13 protein-coding genes are annotated in these 17,820 nt (G+C 69.7%); 7 read left to right on the forward strand and 6 right to left on the reverse strand.

Annotated elements, in window-relative coordinates:
* Position 1: 1 nt before the first annotated feature.
* Positions 2-862 (forward strand): carbohydrate ABC transporter permease, encoded by an 861-nt coding sequence (locus ACIBK0_RS20075; RefSeq protein ID WP_399081468.1) that lies wholly within the window; start codon positions 2-4, stop codon positions 860-862.
* Here the strand turns inward: ACIBK0_RS20075 and ACIBK0_RS20080 are convergent.
* Complete coding sequence (locus ACIBK0_RS20080) at positions 852-2,996, reverse strand: ATP-binding protein (RefSeq protein ID WP_399081470.1); 2,145 nt, start codon at positions 2,994-2,996, stop codon at positions 852-854. The genes ACIBK0_RS20075 and ACIBK0_RS20080 overlap by 11 nt on opposite strands.
* 114 nt (positions 2,997-3,110) lie before the next feature.
* Here ACIBK0_RS20080 and ACIBK0_RS20085 point away from each other — a divergent pair, with 114 nt between their 5' ends.
* The 3 genes from ACIBK0_RS20085 (at position 3,111) to ACIBK0_RS20095 (ending at position 7,013) form a co-directional block, all read left to right on the forward strand.
* On the forward strand, positions 3,111-3,974 hold the full coding sequence (locus ACIBK0_RS20085) for a nucleosidase (RefSeq protein WP_399081472.1): 864 nt from the start codon (positions 3,111-3,113) through the stop codon (positions 3,972-3,974).
* A gap of 172 nt (positions 3,975-4,146) precedes the next feature.
* Positions 4,147-6,048 (forward strand): tetratricopeptide repeat protein, encoded by a 1,902-nt coding sequence (locus tag ACIBK0_RS20090; RefSeq protein WP_399081898.1) that lies wholly within the window; start codon positions 4,147-4,149, stop codon positions 6,046-6,048.
* Positions 6,049-6,383: 335 nt separating this feature from the next.
* Complete coding sequence (locus ACIBK0_RS20095; protein WP_399081900.1) at positions 6,384-7,013, forward strand: helix-turn-helix domain-containing protein; 630 nt, start codon at positions 6,384-6,386, stop codon at positions 7,011-7,013.
* A gap of 132 nt (positions 7,014-7,145) precedes the next feature.
* Here ACIBK0_RS20095 and ACIBK0_RS20100 read toward each other — a convergent pair whose 3' ends face one another.
* The gene (locus ACIBK0_RS20100; RefSeq protein ID WP_399081474.1) at positions 7,146-8,171 is read right to left on the reverse strand and encodes an ATP-dependent 6-phosphofructokinase; all 1,026 of its coding nucleotides are present in this window, start codon (positions 8,169-8,171) and stop codon (positions 7,146-7,148) included.
* 263 nt (positions 8,172-8,434) lie between these two features.
* On the opposite strand from ACIBK0_RS20100, the gene pta reads away from it, so the two are divergent.
* From pta to pyk, 3 genes are all read left to right on the forward strand, one after another.
* Positions 8,435-10,525 (forward strand): phosphate acetyltransferase, encoded by a 2,091-nt coding sequence (gene pta, locus ACIBK0_RS20105; protein ID WP_399081476.1) that lies wholly within the window; start codon positions 8,435-8,437, stop codon positions 10,523-10,525.
* A 38-nt stretch (positions 10,526-10,563) separates the two neighbouring features.
* Positions 10,564-11,787 carry an acetate kinase gene (locus ACIBK0_RS20110; protein WP_399081903.1) on the forward strand — a complete coding sequence of 408 codons (1,224 nt, stop codon included), beginning with the start codon at positions 10,564-10,566 and terminating at the stop codon, positions 11,785-11,787.
* A gap of 73 nt (positions 11,788-11,860) precedes the next feature.
* Entirely contained in the window at positions 11,861-13,297 is a 1,437-nt protein-coding gene (gene pyk, locus ACIBK0_RS20115; protein WP_399081478.1) for a pyruvate kinase, read from the forward strand.
* A gap of 91 nt (positions 13,298-13,388) precedes the next feature.
* On the opposite strand, the gene ACIBK0_RS20120 is transcribed toward pyk, so the two are convergent.
* The 4 genes from ACIBK0_RS20120 to ACIBK0_RS20135 all read right to left on the reverse strand — a co-directional run bounded on the left by ACIBK0_RS20120 (position 13,389) and on the right by ACIBK0_RS20135 (position 17,596).
* The gene (locus ACIBK0_RS20120; RefSeq protein ID WP_399081480.1) at positions 13,389-14,684 is read right to left on the reverse strand and encodes a hypothetical protein; all 1,296 of its coding nucleotides are present in this window, start codon (positions 14,682-14,684) and stop codon (positions 13,389-13,391) included.
* Positions 14,674-15,240, reverse strand: a complete 567-nt coding sequence (locus ACIBK0_RS20125; protein WP_399081482.1) for a DUF6114 domain-containing protein — start codon at positions 15,238-15,240, stop codon at positions 14,674-14,676. Before ACIBK0_RS20125 ends, ACIBK0_RS20120 begins: the two co-directional genes overlap by 11 nt.
* Positions 15,241-15,358: 118 nt before the next feature.
* Positions 15,359-15,991 (reverse strand): DUF6230 family protein, encoded by a 633-nt coding sequence (locus tag ACIBK0_RS20130; RefSeq protein ID WP_399081484.1) that lies wholly within the window; start codon positions 15,989-15,991, stop codon positions 15,359-15,361.
* A 621-nt stretch (positions 15,992-16,612) separates the two neighbouring features.
* Positions 16,613-17,596 carry a tetratricopeptide repeat protein gene (locus tag ACIBK0_RS20135; protein ID WP_399081486.1) on the reverse strand — a complete coding sequence of 328 codons (984 nt, stop codon included), beginning with the start codon at positions 17,594-17,596 and terminating at the stop codon, positions 16,613-16,615.
* Between the last annotated feature and the right edge of the window lie 224 nt (positions 17,597-17,820).

The following is a 17,820-nucleotide window of genomic DNA, read 5'->3' on the forward strand; positions in this document are numbered from 1 at the left end:
GATGGCCGTCTTGACGCGGACTACGGGCACGACTCTCAAGTCCCGCCGCACGGGGCGGCGCCTGGCGGCGGACGCCGGTCTCCTTGTCGTGGCCGCCGCGTTCGCGCTGCCGCTCGCCTGGGTGGTCCTGTCGTCGCTGGACGCGCACGCCGATCTGACGGTAAAGGTGCCGGACGGGGTCACTCTGTCCAACTTCGACGCCGTACTGAAGCCGGACATCACGTTCACCCCACTGCTCAACAGCCTGATTCTGTGCGGGGGCGGAACGTTGCTGACGGTGGTGTGCGCGGCGCTCGCGGCGTACCCGCTGTCGCGTTTCCGCTCGCGCCTCAACCGGCCGTTCCTGCTGACGATTCTCTTCGCGACGAGTCTGCCGATCACCGCGATCATGGTTCCGGTGTACGCGTTGTTCGTGCAGGTGAATCTGATCGACACCATGCAGGGGACGATCTTCTTCTTCGCGGCCTCTCAGCTTCCCTTTGCCATTTGGCTGATGAAGAACTTCATGGACGGTGTGCCGAAGGAGCTGGAGGAGGCGGCATGGACGGACGGGGCTTCGTCCTTTCAGTCGCTGGTTCGCATTGTGCTGCCGCTGATGGGGCCCGGCGTGGCCGTCGTGACGGTTTTCTCGTTCGTGATGATGTGGGGGAACTTCTTCGTTCCGTTCATGTTGCTGCTCACGCCGGATCAGATGCCGGCGTCGGTGAGCATCAATGAGTTCTTCGGGAATCGGGGGATGGTGGTGTACGGGCAGCTGGCGGCGTTTTCGGTGATTTATTCGACGCCGGTGTTGGTGCTGTATGTGCTGGTTGCCCGGCGGTTGGGCGGGGGGTTCGCTTTGGGTGGGGCGGTCAAAGGGTGAGGTCGGGAGAAGGCTGTGGGGCGGCGTCCGCCACGTCGGCGTCGGCGCGGGCTCGGGCCGCTTCGGCCGGGGCGCCGGCTCGGGCATAGGAATCGGCGGCCCGGAGCCAGCAGGTGCGGGCATCGGCAGGGCGGTGGACGGTGACGTGGGCCAGGGCGAGGTTGTGGAAGGTCCGGCCCGAGCAGTACCAGTCCTCCAACTCCCGGTAGATCTCCAGCGCCCTCCGGTAGCCCTCCATCGCCTCCTCCACGCGGCCCACCTCTTGCAGGGCGAGGCCAAGGTTGTCCCGAGCGCGGGCCTCGCGGTGGCGGTCGCCGGTGGCCAGGAACACATCACGAGCGCGCGTGTGCGCCTCGATCGCCTCCTCCACCCGGCCCGCCTCCCGCAGGGCGTTGCCGAGGTTGTCCCACGCGTGGGGCTCGCGGTGGCGGTCACCGGTGGCCAGGAACACATCACGAGCGCGCGTGTGCGCCTCGATCGCCTCCTCCACCCGGCCCGCCTCCCGCAGGGCAAGGCCGAGGCTGTCCCACACACGGCCCTCGCGGTAGCGGTCACCGGTGGCCAGGAACACATCACGAGCGCGCGTGTGCGCCTCGATCGCCTCCTCCACCCGGCCCACCTGCCGCAGGGCGTCGCCGAGATTGTCCGACGCCATGGCCTCGACCACGCGGTCCCCGGCACGACGGGCCGCCGCCAGGGCGACCCGGCCCACGGTGATCGCGTCGTCGAAGTAACGCCGCCAGGACAGGTAGACAGCCAGGCGCTCGGCCAGCCCCACAGCCGCGACTGCATGCCGTTGCTGCTCGGCCCACCCGACCGCGGCCACCAGCCCCGCACGCTCACCATCCAGCCACGCCAACGCCTCGGCCCGCCCAGCGAACCGCCCCGGCGCCGGCATGTCAGGAAGCCACTGCAGCCAGGCATCGGCGGCGCCCGCCCACTCGCGGTAGAAGTCCAGCACCCGCTCCCGCGCCGCCTCCCCCTCCGCTGCCGACCTCGCGTCCCCGGCCACCACGCTCACCCCGTACATCCGCACCAGGTCATGCAGCACCCACAGTCGGCGCCCGCTCCCCCGTTCGACGAGATGCGCACGGGCCAAAGCCTCCAATGCACGGACCGGAGGAACCTCTGCCCCGACAAGGGCGGCGACGACCTCATTGCTCGCGTCGGAAGCCGGTGCGAGCGCAAGCAGCCGCAGCACACGGGCCTGATCGGGCGGCAGCCGGCGGTACGACAGATCGAAGGCCGCGCGGACACTGCGCTCGCCGTCGTCGAGGTGGTCGAGGCGGTCGCGGGACTCGGTGAGTTCGGCGGCGAGTTCCGCGACCGGCTTTTCCGAGTCCACCACCAGCAGCGCCGCCGTGATCTGCAGGGCCAGCGGCAGATGCCCGCAGAGGGCGGCGAGTTCCGCCGCCGCGTGAGCGTCGTCCGCGACACGGCTGTCGGCAGGATCGGCGATCCGCAGGGCACGGTCGAGGAGGTCGTGCGCCTCCGCCGGTGTCAGCTCGTCCAACGCCATGAGTCGCGCTCCCAGTTGGGGAAGCCGGTCACGAGAGGTGACCAGTACTCGATGCCTCGCGGCACCGGGAAGCAAAGGCCGCACCTGGGCGGGCGAGGAGGCGTTGTCGGCGAGGACCAGCACCGGGCCCCGGTCCCGGGCACGATCGGCGAGGGCCGAACGGTAGAGCGCGGACCGCTCGTCCAAACGGACCGGAATGTGTTCCGGCTCCGTACCCAGCGCCCGCAACAGCGCCTCCAGAGCCTGTTCGGCGGTGACGGGTTCCTCGTCGTACCCATGCAGGTCCACGAAGAGCACCCCGCCCGGGAACCACCCCTTCCCGCACGCCTCGTACCCCGCCTCCACCGCGAGCGCGGTCTTGCCGATGCCACCGAGCCCCGAGACCGCCGCGACCACGACCGCTTCCGATCCGGCGCCGGACGCGGAAGGGTCGAACGCGTCCAGCAGGGAACGCAGTTCGCCCTCCCGCCCGGTGAAGCCGACCGCTCGCGCGGGCAGGGCATCCAGCGCACTGGGCGCCGGCGTGTGCTCGCGATACTCCGCCTTCGCCGTGAAGGACCCCGTGAACTTCCCTCCCCGGAAGTCCAGGTGATCCCCGTCGTACTCGGTCGCCATGGATGCCGTCCGTCCCCCGTACCGCGCCTTCACGCACCGCGTGACATCAAGGTACGCCCGATATTCGTACCCAACACCCGTTCTGTGCAGGCGCCTTGGCAGTACCGTGGAAGCGTGCCGGAGACAAAACCCACCGTGGCGGTCCTCACCGCGCTGTCCCTGGAGTACGACGCCGTACTCGCCCACCTGACCGACGTCGAGAAGGTCACGCACCCGCGCTACGGCACACGAGCCAGGCGAGGCCAACTCCCGGGCACGCCCTGGCAGGTCGCCCTCGTCGACATGGGCGAGGGCACGCTCACGGCCGCCACGCTCACCGAACGCGTCCTGTCCTGGCTCAACCCCGAGGCCGTGCTCTTCGTCGGCGTCGCGGGCGGCCTGAAGGACGACATCGCGATCGGCGACGTCGTGGTCGCGACCAAGGTGTACGCGATCCAAGGCGGCAAACAGACCCCTGACGGTTTCCTGCACCGCCCCGAGGCATGGCGCGCCTCGCACCGCCTGGAGCAGGCGGCCAGGGATGCCCTGCGCGGCAAGGCCCACTTCAAGCCGATCGCCGTCGCAGACGTCGTCCTCGCAGACAGCGACTCCCAGCTCGCCCAGCGCATCCGGACCACCTACAACGACGCCGTCGCCGTCGAAATGGAGAGCTCTGGCGTCGCCCACGCGGTGCACCTCGCCGGCGAGGCGGGTGTGTTGATCATCCGGGGGATCAGCGACAAGGCGGACGCGGACAAGTCACGTGCGGACGCGGAGGGTTCGCAACCCCGGGCCGCGGCGAATGCGGCAACGGCCGCGGTCGCCGTACTCCACGAGGTGCAGCCGAAGCAGAGCCAGGCGCACTCCGACCCTCGGGAGGGCCCCTTTCGCGACGGCTCCACGTACGGCGGAGACCATCTCGACTTCCGGGGCAGCACGTTCAACGGCCCCTTCACCGCCAAGTCGGTCGGTCAACACCCGGTCGACGACGCCCGCTGACGAGCCTCCGGCCCACACTCACGGCCCCACTCCCCTCGCAACCATCGCATTGCCCCCACGCCCGCCGGGCTTTACAGGTCGATCTGCGGATCTGGGCCGCCTGCTGCCGCACCTGGATCCGGCGTCGGACGCCGCGGCCGTCTTCCCTCTGCTCATTTTCGCCGTCACCGGTATGGGCGGCATCGGCAAGACGGCGCTGGCGATCGAGGCCGCTCACCGGGCGTGTTCCCAGGGCTGGTTCCCCGGCGGCACCCTTTTCGTCGACCTGCGCGGCTACGACGAGAACCCCGTGACCGCCGATCAAGCGGTCCTGGCCCTGCTCGACGCGCTGGGAGTGCGTGGCCCGGATCTGCCGACAACACCCACGGGGCAGTACGACGCGTACCGGACTGCCCTCGACGGGCGACAGGGGCGGGTGCTGCTGGTCCTGGACAACGCATCGGATTCGGGGCAGTTCCTTCCCCTTCTGCCCGGCACCGGCCGGCACCGGGTGCTGATCACCTCCCGCGACCGGCCGGACTCACTCCCCGTACGACTCATCGACCTCGAAGCACTGTCTCCCGACGACTCCGCCGCCCTGATCACCCGCGCCCTCCACGACGCCGACGAACGCGACGGACGCGCGGCCCGCGAACCCGACGCCTTGCGCGAACTTGCCACTCTCTGCGGCCACTTGCCCCTTTCCCTCCAGATCGCCGCGGCGATGCTGCGTCGACGGCGGCACCGCACCATCGCCTCGCTGGTGAGCGAGATCGAGAAGGCCGGAGGCCCCACCGCCGTACTGGACAAGAGCACCCGAGGAACCGACCTCTACGGCCGCTCCCTCGCGCTCAGCCCGGTTCTGGACACCTCGTACCGGCGGCTGCCGCCGGACCAGGCCCGCCTGCTGCGACTGCTCGCCCTGGCACCAGGCGTGGAGACCGGCACGGAGGCCGTGGCCGCCCTGACCGGCCTGGACTCGGAGGGCGCCCTGGACCTCCTGGAGGATCTGGCCGTCACCCACCTCGTCACTGCGGTGCCGACGGAAGGGGGTGTGCGGTGGCGGCTGCACGACCTGGTGCGGGCGTACGGGGCGACCATGGTTGCCGGGAACGCGGACTGGACGGAGGACGGGGAAGCGGCACGGGAACGCGTACTGGCCTTCTACCACCGGTGGGCCGATGCCGCGGCCGTCCGGCTGCGGTGGCTGCCGGGAATGCCGGAGCCGGAGCGGTTCGCAAGCCGGTCGGAGGCGCTGGCGTGGCTGGACGGAGAACGGGCGGGACTGGTGGCCGCGGCGGGATGGGCGGAGCAGGAGCGGTACGCGGACATGGCGGTGGCGCTGGCCGAATGCCTGACGGAATACCTGGCCCCGCGGCGGTACTTCGACGACTGGATCACAGTGAGCCATGCCGCCCGGAAGGCTGCCCAGAGCAGGGGGGACCACAGAGCCGAGGCCATCGCCTGGAACGCCCTCGGCTTCGCCCTGCGGAAAACGGGCCATGTGACGGAGGCCATCGAGGCCCACTCGCGGGCCCGCGACCTCTTCCAGGCCGCCGGGAACCGCCACAACGAAGCCGAAGCGCAGGACAATCTCGGCAGCGCCCTGGGGAAAGCGGGTCGCGTGACGGAGGCCATCGAGGCCCATTCGCGGGCCCGCGATCTGTTCCAGGCCGCCGGGAACCGTCGCGACGAAGCCATCACATGGAACAACCTCGGGCTCACCCTGAGAGAGGCGGGGCGCGTGGACGAGGCCATAGAGGCCCACTCCCGCGCCCGCCTCCTGCACCAAACCGTCGGGGATCGCCGCCGGGAGGCTCTCACTTGGACGAACCTCGGCCTGTCTCTGCGAGAGGTGGGCCGACTGGAGGAAGCAATCGCGGCCTGCGACAAAGCCTTGGAGATCCACCGGGAGTCCGAGAACTGGTACGGAGTCGGCCAGGCGTTCCGCGGTCTCGCCCTCGCCCACGAGTCCGCCTGCCGCCCCGCCGACGCCCGCGACCACTGGCTCCAGGCCGCCGACGCCTACGACCGAGCGGATGCCACCACCGAAGCCGCCCAGGCCCGCACCCGGGCCCAGGAACTGATGGGGTGACCGAACGTGGCGGGAACGACTGCCTGCAGCGCACCGGGCACCCCCGACTGCCCCGGCCGGGTGCACCGGGCGCATCCAGCCGCACCGGCACCCCCGGGCGCATCCGACGGGAAATCCCTTACGGCCGCCCGCCCCGTCCGTCACGAAGTAGCCTTCGGCCAGCTGGACCCGACGGCCGAAACCGTATGTTCCTACAATCCGTAATTGTGGCCGAACAGACCGTAGTCACCGCTGCCTCGGACCCATACTTTGTGCGCGTGCACCCACCGCAAGCCCATCAGCCCACCCCGCCCTTCAACGCTCCGGCCGCCCGCAGACTGCGGGCAGCGCTCGGCATGGGGCCCGAGCATGTCGCGTACGGGATGAGGGCCTCGTACGGGCTGCCGTACGTCACCCCTGACCTCGTCGCCGCCTGGGAGCGCGGAATCACCTCACCGAGCGCACCCGAGCTCACCGCGCTCGCGGGCGTGTTGTGGTGCTCGCCGGGCGAGCTCATCGGCGCGCCCCGCACCCTGCGCGAACATCGCGTCGCCCGCGGCCTTGCCCAGGAGGACGTCGCACGCGCCGTCGGCTTCGAACTCCTCGTGTACCAGCGGATGGAGGAGTCCGGCGAGTGGCGCGGCAACGAACGGCAGTCGGCCGCGCTCGCCGACGCCCTCGACCTCTCGCTGCCCGACTTCATCACGGTGACCGGACGCGACGACAAGCTCGCGGAGCTGCTGCGCAGCGCGATGACGACGCGCTGGCAGGCGTATGTGCGCCCGGTCGGGAAGATGGTGCCCCTGGACCGGCGCCTCCTGGAGAACGTGATGGAGGAGATGCACACCGACTACCAGGGGCAGATGGTCGCCACGCTCAGCTGGGGCGGCGGCTCGGCCGCCGCCGACTCCGGCGACTCGGGCCGGGATTTCCTCGACCGGATCGTCGACCATTTTTGGTCGATGGTCCAGGGGAGCACGTACTGACGGGGCCCGAAGGGCCGGATGCCCCGGAGGCCCGGAGGCCCGGAGGCCCGGAGGCCCCGGAGGCCCCGGAGGCCCGGAGGCCCCGGAGGCCCGGAGGCCCGGAGGCCCCGGAGGCCCGGAGGGGACCCGTCCTTAGAACACCGACTCTGCCTCGTCCATCCGGTCCTTCGGCACCGTCTTCAGCTCGGTGACCGCCTCCGCGAGCGGCACCATCATGACGTCCGTGCCGCGCAGCGCCGTCATCCTGCCGTAGTCGCCTCGGTGGGCGGCCTCCACCGCATGCCAGCCGAAGCGGGTGGCGAGCACCCGGTCGTACGCCGTCGGCGTGCCCCCGCGCTGGATGTGGCCGAGGATGACCGGCTTGGCCTCCTTGCCGAGGCGGCGCTCCAGCTCGTACGCGAGGGCCGCGCCGATGCCCTGGAAGCGCTCGTGGCCGAACTGGTCGATCTCGCCGTGGCCGTAGTCCATGGTGCCCTCGGCGGGGTGAGCGCCCTCGGCGACGCAGACGACGGCGAACTTCTTGCCGCGGGCGAAGCGCTCCTCGACCATCTTGACCAGGTCGGCCGGGTCGAAGGGACGCTCGGGCAGGCAGATGCCGTGGGCGCCGGCGGCCATGCCGGACTCCAGGGCGATCCAGCCGGCGTGGCGGCCCATGACCTCGACGACCATCACACGCTGGTGGGACTCGGCCGTGGTCTTGAGGCGGTCCATGGCCTCCGTGGCCACGCCGACCGCGGTGTCGAAGCCGAAGGTGCGGTCCGTCGAGGAGATGTCGTTGTCGATCGTCTTCGGGACGCCGACCACCGGCAGGCCCGCGTCCGACAGCATCCGCGCCGCCGTCAGCGTGCCTTCGCCACCGATCGGGATCAGCACGTCGATGCCGAACTCGCGCGCCATGTCCTGCGCGTTCTCGCAGGCCTCACGGAGCCGGTCGCGCTGCAGGCGCGAGGAGCCGAGTACGGTGCCGCCGCGGGCGAGGATGCCGCTCACCGCGTCGAGGTCGAGGTTGCGGTAGCGGCCTTCGAGCAGCCCGGCGTAGCCGTCCTCGAAGCCGATGACCTCGTCCCCGAAGTTGGTGACCGCTCGGTGCACGACCGACCGGATCACTGCGTTCAGGCCCGGGCAGTCGCCGCCTGCGGTGAGAACTCCGATGCGCATCGTGCTGTGTCTCCTGCTCGCTGTTGGTACCGGTGAGCCAGTCCGATTGTTTCACGGCCCACGGGGCACCGCCGCGCCCCTCCGGTCCACCAGGACGTTTGCCCTGGCGGGCGCCTTAGCTACCCGCAGAGGTATTGTCAAGAGGGTTCTGCTCACCCCAGTGGGCCATGTCGTCGCGCCGCCGAGAGCGCGGAAGCGACCCCGCGATGCCCAAGAGCACAGCACCGAGGCCACCCCAGCGACGCAACGGATGGAGAGCACGCGTGACGCGCAGCGTGTACGTGACCGGGATCGACCGCGGCGACGGCCGCCAGGTCGTCGAGCTGGGGGTCATGGAGCTCCTGACCCGCCAGGTCGACCGGGTGGGGGTGTTCCGTCCGCTCGTGCACGACAGCCCGGACCGGCTCTTCGAGCTGCTGCGCTCCCGCTACCGGCTGGCGCAGGACCCGGCGACGGCGTACGGCATGGACTACCACGAGGCGTCCGCGCTCCAGGCCGAGCAGGGCGCCGACGAGCTGGTCTCCTCCCTGGTGAACCGTTTCCACGCGGTGGCGCGGGACTATGACGTCGTCCTCGTCCTCGGCACCGACTACGCCGACACCCAGTTCCCCGACGAGCTGGCGCTCAACGCCCGTCTCGCGAACGAGTTCGGCGCGTCGGTCATCCCGGTCATCGGCGGCCGCGGCCAGACCGCAGAGTCCGTCCGCGCCGAGACGCGCAACGCCTACCGCGCGTACGACGGCCTGGGCTGCGACGTCCTCGCCATGGTCGTGAACCGGGTGGCTCGCGAGGACCGCGCCGAGATCCACGAGCGGCTCGACTCCCGTCTGCCGGTGCCCTGTTACGTCCTGCCCGACGAGCCCGCGCTCTCCGCACCCACCGTCGCCCAGATCACCCACGCCCTCGGCGGCAAGGTGGTCCTCGGCGACGACGCGGGACTGGCACGGGACGCGCTCGACTTCGTCTTCGGCGGCGCGATGCTGCCGAACTTCCTCAACGCCCTGACCCCGGGGTGTCTCGTGGTCACCCCGGGCGACCGCGCCGACCTCGTCGTCGGGTCGCTCGCCGCGCACAGCGCGGGCACCCCGCCGATAGCCGGCGTACTGCTCACCCTGAACGAGACCCCCAGCGACGAGATCCTCACCCTCGCCGCCCGGCTGGCCCCCGGCACCCCGGTCATCTCGGTGGCGGGCAACTCCTTCCCCACCGCCACCGAACTCTTCGGCCTGGAGGGGAAGTTGAACGCGGCCACGCCGCGCAAGGCGGAGACCGCGCTCGGCCTCTTCGAGCGGTACGTCGACACCAGCGACCTGCTCAAGCGGGTCTCCGCGCCGAGCAGCGACCGGCTCACGCCGATGATGTTCGAGCACAAGCTCCTCGAGCAGGCCCGCTCCGACAAGCGCCGCGTCGTCCTGCCCGAGGGCACCGAGGAGCGCGTCCTGCACGCCGCCGAGGTGCTGCTGCGCCGGGGTGTCTGCGATCTGACGCTGCTCGGGCCCGTCGACCACATCCGCAAGAAGGCCGCCGACCTCGGCATCGACCTGGGCGATACCCAGCTGATCGACCCGGTGACGTCCGAGCTGCGCGACTCCTTCGCCGAGAAGTACGCCGTGCTGCGCGCCCACAAGGGCGTCACGGTCGAGCTGGCGTACGACGTCGTGGCGGATGTGAACTACTTCGGGACGCTGATGGTGCAGGAGGGTCTCGCCGACGGCATGGTGTCGGGTTCGGTGCACTCCACGGCCGCCACCATCCGGCCGGCCTTCGAGATCATCAAGACCAGGCCGGACGCCAAGATCGTGTCGTCCGCCTTCTTCATGTGCCTCGCCGACAAGGTCCTCGTCTACGGCGACTGCGCCGTGAACCCCGACCCGAACGCAGAGCAGCTCTGCGACATCGCCATCCAGTCGGCCACCACCGCCGAGCAGTTCGGCGTCGAGCCGCGGATCGCGATGCTGTCGTACTCGACCGGTACGTCAGGTTCGGGTGCCGACGTCGACAAGGTGCGCGAGGCGACCGAGCTGGTACGGCTGCGCCGCGGCGATCTGAAGATCGAGGGGCCGATCCAGTACGACGCCGCCGTCGAGCCGACGGTCGCGGCGACCAAGCTGCCGGACTCGAAGGTCGCCGGACAGGCGTCCGTGCTGATCTTCCCGGACCTCAACACCGGCAACAACACCTACAAGGCCGTACAGCGCTCGGCCGGCGCGATCGCCGTCGGCCCGGTCCTGCAGGGCCTGCGCAAGCCCGTCAACGACCTGTCCCGGGGCGCGCTCGTCCAGGACATCGTCAACACCGTCGCCATCACGGCGATCCAGGCCCAGACCTCCGACCAGAAGGCTTCCCAGCAGTGAGCTCCCACCCGTCGCCCACCACCGCCCTGCCCGACGAGCTGCGCTCGGTCCCCCTCGCCTCCCGCGTCCTCGTCCTCAACTCCGGCTCGTCGTCGGTGAAGTACCAGCTGCTCGACATGCGCGACAACGCGCGGCTCGCGGTCGGTCTGGTGGAGCGGATCGGCGAGGAGACCTCCCGGCTGAAGCACACGCCGCTGGCCGGCGGTCGGTCCCGCGAGCAGGTCGGTCCCATCGCCGACCACGAGGCGGCCCTGAAGGCCGTCGCGACGGAACTGGCCACGGACGGGCTCGGCCTGGACTCCCCCGAGCTGGCCGCGATAGGCCACCGGGTCGTGCACGGCGGGAAGTTCTTCACCGACCCGACCGTCATCGACGACGCCGTCCTCGCGGAGATCGAGCGGCTCATCCCGGTCGCCCCGCTGCACAACCCGGCGAACCTCACCGGCATCCGCACCGCCATGGCGCTGCGCCCGGACCTCCCCCAGGTCGCCGTCTTCGACACCGCCTTCCACACGACGATGCCGGAGTCGGCCGCACGCTACGCGATCGACGTGAAGACCGCGGACGACCACCGCATCCGCCGGTACGGTTTCCACGGCACCTCGCACGCCTACGTGTCCCGCGCGACCGCGCGGCTCCTGGGCAGGGCGCCGGAGGACGTGAACGTCATCGTGCTGCACCTGGGCAACGGTGCCTCGGCCTCGGCGGTCAGGAACGGCCGCTGCGTGGACACCTCCATGGGGCTCACGCCACTGGAGGGGCTGGTGATGGGTACGCGGTCCGGCGACATGGATCCCGCGGTCATCTTCCATTTGATGCGCGTTGGCGGAATGTCCACCGACGAGATCGACACTTTGCTCAACAAGCGAAGCGGCCTGATCGGCCTGTGCGGCGACAACGACATGCGCGAGATCCGCCGTCGTATCGACGAGGGTGACGAGCAGGCCCGGCTCGCCTTCGACATCTACATTCACCGCCTGAAGAAGTACATCGGCGCCTACTACGCGGTCCTCGGCCGGGTGGACGCCATCGCCTTCACCGCCGGAGTCGGTGAGAACGCCGCCCCGGTGCGCGAGGCCGCGATCGCCGGCCTGGAGGAGATGGGCCTCGCGGTCGACGGCGACCTGAACGCCGTACGCAGTGACGAGGCGCGGCTCATCTCGCCGCCGGACGCACGAGTCGCGGTCGCCGTGGTGCCGACGGACGAGGAACTGGAGATCGCCACACAGACGTATGCACTGGTCGGAAAGAACCACGCCTGAGCGGCCGGCCGCCCATTTGTATCTTCCACCAGACGGAATATTCCGTAGCGAAACAAACCGATAGGATCGCCCCATGCGCCGTTCGAAAATCGTCTGTACTCTCGGCCCCGCGGTCGACTCCCACGAGCAGCTCGTCGCGCTGATCGAAGCCGGCATGAATGTGGCCCGCTTCAACTTCAGCCACGGCACGCACGCCGAGCACCAGGGGCGGTATGACCGCGTCCGGGCCGCCTCGGCCGAGACCGGCAAGGCCATCGGTGTGCTCGCCGACCTGCAGGGTCCGAAGATCCGTCTGGAGACCTTCGCCGAGGGTCCCGTCGAGCTCGAGCGTGGTGACGAGTTCATCATCACCGTCGAGGACGTGCCCGGCGACAAGCACATCTGCGGCACGACCTACAAGGGTCTGCCCGGTGACGTCTCCAAGGGCGACCCGATCCTGATCAACGACGGCAACGTCGAGCTGAAGGTCGTCGAGGTCGACGGCACCCGGGTCAAGACGGTCGTCATCGAGGGCGGCGTGATCTCGGACCACAAGGGCATCAACCTGCCCGGCGCCGCCGTGAACGTGCCGGCGCTGTCCGAGAAGGACATCGAGGACCTGCGCTTCGCCCTGAGGATGGGCTGCGACATGGTCGCTCTGTCCTTCGTGCGCGACGCCAACGACGTGGCCGACGTCCACAAGGTGATGGACGAGGAGGGCCGCCGGGTCCCCGTCATCGCCAAGGTGGAGAAGCCGCAGGCGGTCGAGAACATGGAGGGCGTCGTCGCGGCGTTCGACGCGGTCATGGTGGCCCGCGGCGACCTGGCCGTCGAGTACCCGCTGGAGAAGGTCCCGATGGTGCAGAAGCGCCTCGTGGAGCTGTGCCGCCGCAACGCCAAGCCGGTGATCGTCGCGACCCAGATGATGGAGTCGATGATCACCAACTCCCGCCCGACCCGCGCCGAGGCCTCCGACGTGGCCAACGCGATCCTGGACGGCGCCGACGCGGTCATGCTGTCCGCCGAGTCGAGCGTGGGCGCCTACCCGATCGAGACCGTGAAGACGATGTCGAAGATCGTCGTCGCGGCCGAGGAAGAGCTGCTCTCCAAGGGCCTGCAGCCGCTGGTGCCCGGCAAGAAGCCGCGTACGCAGGGCGGTTCGGTCGCCCGTGCCGCCTGCGAGATCGCCGACTTCCTCGGCGGCAAGGGCCTGATCGCCTTCACCAAGTCCGGTGACACCGCGCGCCGGCTGTCTCGCTACCGCGCGACCCAGCCGATCCTCGCCTTCACCACTGACGAGGGCACCCGCAACCAGCTGACGCTGAGCTGGGGCGTCGAGTCGCACGTCGTGCCGTTCGTTAACAGCACCGACGAGATGGTCGACCTGGTCGACCAGGAGCTGCAGAAGCTCAAGCGCTTCAACGACGGCGACGTCGTCGTGATGACCGCCGGTTCGCCCCCCGGCGTCCCCGGCACCACCAACATGGTCCGGGTGCACCACCTGGGCGAGGGCAACCACGCCCACGCCTGACCCGCGGTCCCCGTACGCCACTGAGGGCGCCCCCTGCGAACAGGGGGCGCCCTCAGTGTGTTGCGGCTCCCGGACGGGCTCTGGGGGGCGCTCAGTCGGTCTGGTACGAATGCAGCCCGGGCACGGTCAGCGTCCCGCCGAACTGGCCGGCCTGCACGACCTTCACCTTGGTGAAGTAGATCAGCGGGATGTTCAGCGGCGGAGGGTTGTCCGGGCTGAACGTGATCGGGATCAGGCCGAGCAGATTGCCCGAGATGCTCTCCGTGTACATGACCGTCTTGCCGTCACGGATGGTGGACGTCGAGCCTGCGGCCGCCTGTACGTGGTACGTCTTGCCGGACTGCTTGTCCTTCACCGTCTGGTGCAGGTCGCCGATGTCGGTGCCGTCGGAGATGACGTACTTCAGGACCTTCTTGGTCGACCCGTTGGCCGTCTTCACCTTGACGATGCCCTGGTAGTCGGCACCCTTGAGCAGCAGTGAGCTGGCGTCCAGATACCAGGGGTCGTCGGGCAGCGGCGAGGTGTTGTCGACACCGCCCACCTCGTCCGTGGCGACCGGGCAGTCCGACGGGTCCGTGCTGGAGCTCGCGGACGGGCTGGGAGTCGCGGTGGCCGCGTCGGCGGCCTCCTTGACCTTCTCCGTGGTGTCCGAGGCCGCCTTGGACGCCGTGTCGGTGGCGTCCTTCACGGTGCCCTTGACCGTCTCGGTGACCTTGTCGGTCGTGTCCTTGACGGTGTCGGAGACGCTGCCGGAGGTGTCCTTGCTCGCGGACGCGCTCGCGCTCGCCGTGGGGCTGGAGCTCGCCGTCGAGTCGCCACCACCGGTGAGGACGTCGTTGATCGCGTTGCCGATGGTGTCCAGCACGTTGCCGCTGCTCGCGGATGCCGAGGGGGTCGGCGTGGACGCAGTGCTGTCCGACGACTTGTCCGACGTGCTCGACGAGGACGAGGAGGCGGACGCGGACGGCGTGGGCTCGGCCTTGTCGTCGGAACCTGAATCCGACGAAGAGGTCTTGCCCGAGGACGCCGAGGCCGAAGGGGTCGGCTTCGCCGTGTCGCCGGACTTGTCGGCACTCGCCGAGGCGGTGGGCGACGGCGTGGCCGACGCACTGGCGCCGTCCTCGGAGCCGGTCACGGCCGCGACACAGTCCTTGTACTCGTCGGCCGTCAGGCTCTTCGACGACCCGTGGTCGTCGGCGAGGGCGAGCGTCGGGGTGAACCCCATCCCCATCAGGACCGCTGTCGGCATCGCCGCGATGGCGACGGCCTTCCCGGCAGGCATGTGGAACCTGGTGAACAGCGGCTTCCTGGGGGCCGCGTGGCGCGGCCCGGTTCTCACACGGGACTCCTCCACATCAGTCCCGTGGGTCACCTCGTCAGCCGGCACTGTGCCTCCCGTTCGCCCCGTTCGCCGGGCTCGTTCCTGACAGATCGTTCGGCTCGCTCAGCCCGCTCATGCTGTCCGCGGTCCCCACGGGCGCCCCCTCGGGGGCCTCGTCCTCACCCTTGGCCACCGTCTTGGCCGGCTCCGTCTCGGACCCGCCCGGAGCCCAGGAGACCGCCATCGCGCCGCCGATCATGGCGAACAGGAAGCCGATGAGGAAGCCGCCCAGGTTGGACACCGGGATGGACACCAGGGCCAGCAGAATCGCCGCGACTCCGGCGAAGGTCCGTACGTGCTTCTGGAACCAGAGGCTGACGCCCAGCACGCCGAGCAGCACGCCGATGATCAGGGAGCCCGCACCCGCGGTGGTGGCCATCGCCAGCGTCAGATGGCCGATCTGGAGGTTCGCATACGGGAAGTAGGCGATGGGGAAACCGCCGAGCAGGACGAACAGGCCGGCCCAGAACGGGCGGTCGCCCCTCCAGGTACGGAAGTTCCGCCGGAAGACCCGGAGGTAGTGCTCGTTCTGGCCGGGCGCGGCAGGAGTCTCGGCGCTCATGGAAAACAGCTCCCTGGAACGGCTTTGCTGTGAGAAGTACGGGTGAGTGACCCGCGTACGGCGGTGAGGAGCGGGGCGGGTGAGGCGGCCGAGGCCCCCTCACCCGCCCCCGGAGTGCCTAGTAGCACTCCTTGACGCCCTTGGACAGCGACATCTTCAGGCCGCTGAGCTTGAACGTACCGGCAGTGGTCGCCCACGCCGTCTGCTTGACATCGGTCAGGTCGGCCGAGTCGGCCTGCTGGGCGAACCCGTACGGGTTGGCCGCGTCACCCTTGCCGATGCCCGGACCCTTGCTGGCGTCCTTGGCCGCAACACCGATGTCGATGTTGTGGAACGTCGCGTTGGCCTCGAGGTCCTCGACGTCGATGTACAGGTTCTCGGCCTGGACCGGCGTACCACCGCCGCCCGCCTTCAGGATCAGGCTGACTGATCCGAGCAGCGGGATGTCCGGGGTGACCACCGACTGGCACATGTTGGTGATCGACGCGGACTTGAACGCCGAGACCGCGACGGGGTGAGCCGTCTTCTTGCCGTCGAGGGTGTACCCCGAGTCGATGGCTCCGTACTGCTCGAAGCCTTCGCCGTGGAGCGAGTCCGCCGTCACCTTGAACGACTGCCCCGACACACTGAACGACGCGGCGAGAGCGCCCTGCGCGAGGGCGACACCTATCGCTGCCGTGGCGGCCACGCTGGGCACCATCACGACCGCGAACCGCTTCCATCTGGTCCCGCCACGCACCTGGGACTCCATATTTCCTCCTTCTCGGACGTACATCTCCTGGCCCTGACTGCCCCATGTCGGCGGCTCAGCCGGGCAGGGATGGGAGAAGTGCTACGTCCTCGGGAAGGAGAGCGCCCGTACTCGGAGGCGCGAAGAGCACCCGAATCACCGGCGATCACCCCCGAGCGACAACCACTGGTCGCGCCTGACACGCATCACGCACAACCTGCTGGACAGGCTCTGCCGAACGGCAAAGACCCCCCTGCCCAAGAGCCGACGCCACTGCCGGCGGCTCTACTCGGTGGGGACCCAGAAAACCCCTTGACCCGATTGGTTGTCGGGGGAGGGGGAATGGACCGAGCGTCGCCGATCGTGGTGCATTCTCGCCGCCCGCACAAGGGGGTTCGTTACTCGCTAGTAACGGCCGGATAACCGAACAACGACCCGTCGGTATCGGTCGGCGACGCAGGGTGGCCTCAGGCCGGGGTGCACAACGGTTGATTGTCGGACGAAATCCGACAGATCAACGCCCCTGACTTACTCCTAGTAACAGCGGCCGCGTTTACCAAGATTTGGTAAAGCGCGGCCACGTGTCGCTCCCTCGGCCAATCTTTCACCTGGGCATCACAAGCCCCGGCGTTTAGGGACAGGTCAGAACAGGGCCCTGGCCAGCGCCCGGCGCGCCGCGATCACCCGCGGATCGTCGCCACCGACCACCTCGAAGAGCTCGAGCAGTCGCAGCCGTACGGCATCACGGTCATCGCCGGCCGTACGGCGCACCGTCTCGATGAGCCGCCCGAACGCGTCTTCGACATGCCCGCCCACCAGGTCCAGGTCGGCGGCGGTGATCTGCGCCTGGGCGTCACCGGGCTTCTCGGCGGCATCCTTGCGCACCTGCTGCGGGTCGACGCTCTGCACGCGCTGGAGCAACTCGGCCTGGGCGAGGCCCAGTTTGGCCTCCGTGTTGCCCGGGTCGTCGCTCAGGACGTTCTTGTACGCCTGAATCGCGCCGCCCAAGTCACCCGCGTCCAGGGCCTGTACGGCGGCCTCGAGGAGCGCGTCGTAGGGGCCGGCCGGCACCTCGGGCGCCGCCGGGGCGCTGCCGGGCTCGGCGTCCGGGTCGACGGTCAGGCCAGTGAGGCCGAAGCGCTGCTCGGCCACCTGGACGAGCTGGTCGAGGGTGCCGCGGATCTGCTCCTCGCCGGCCGCACCCTGGAAGAGCGGCAGCGCCTGCCCGGCGACCACCGCGAAGACGGCCGGGATCCCCTGGATCCCGAACTGCTGCATCAGCATCTGATTGGCGTCGACGTCGACCTTGGCAAGGAGGAAGCGCCCGTTGTACTCGACGGCCAGTCGCTCCAGCACCGGGCTCAGCTGCTTGCAGGGCTCGCACCACTCGGCCCAGAAGTCGATGACGACCGGGACCTCGGTGGAGCGCTGCAGGACGTCGCGCTCGAATCCCGCCTCGTCGACGTCGATGACGAGACTGGCGGGGGACACGGCCCCGCTCCCACCGCCGCCGCCCTGCCTGGCCGCTTCGGCGCGCGCCTGCTCCGCCTTCGCCTTGGCCTCCTGGGCCGCCTTCACCGCGGCGAGGTCGACGACTCCGCTCATGGACATGTTCCGTGGCTGCATGAGTACATCCTCCCCCTTCTGCGCGCGCGCGTGAAAAGCGTTCCGAAAGCCAGGCGTTTTACGACTTGATACGTGATGCTCGGCGCCGGGTCCCCACCTGGCGCCAGTGGTTGTCGCTCGCACACGATCGCGGTGCACGAGCTTTCGCTACGAGTCGTAGCGTAACTGTCGAGAGATGCGCCCGTGTGCCATACCCCGGTGATCTCCCTCACGACTTCACAGAA

The organism is Streptomyces sp. NPDC050564 (assembly GCF_044457265.1).
GTDB lineage: Bacteria > Actinomycetota > Actinomycetes > Streptomycetales > Streptomycetaceae > Streptomyces.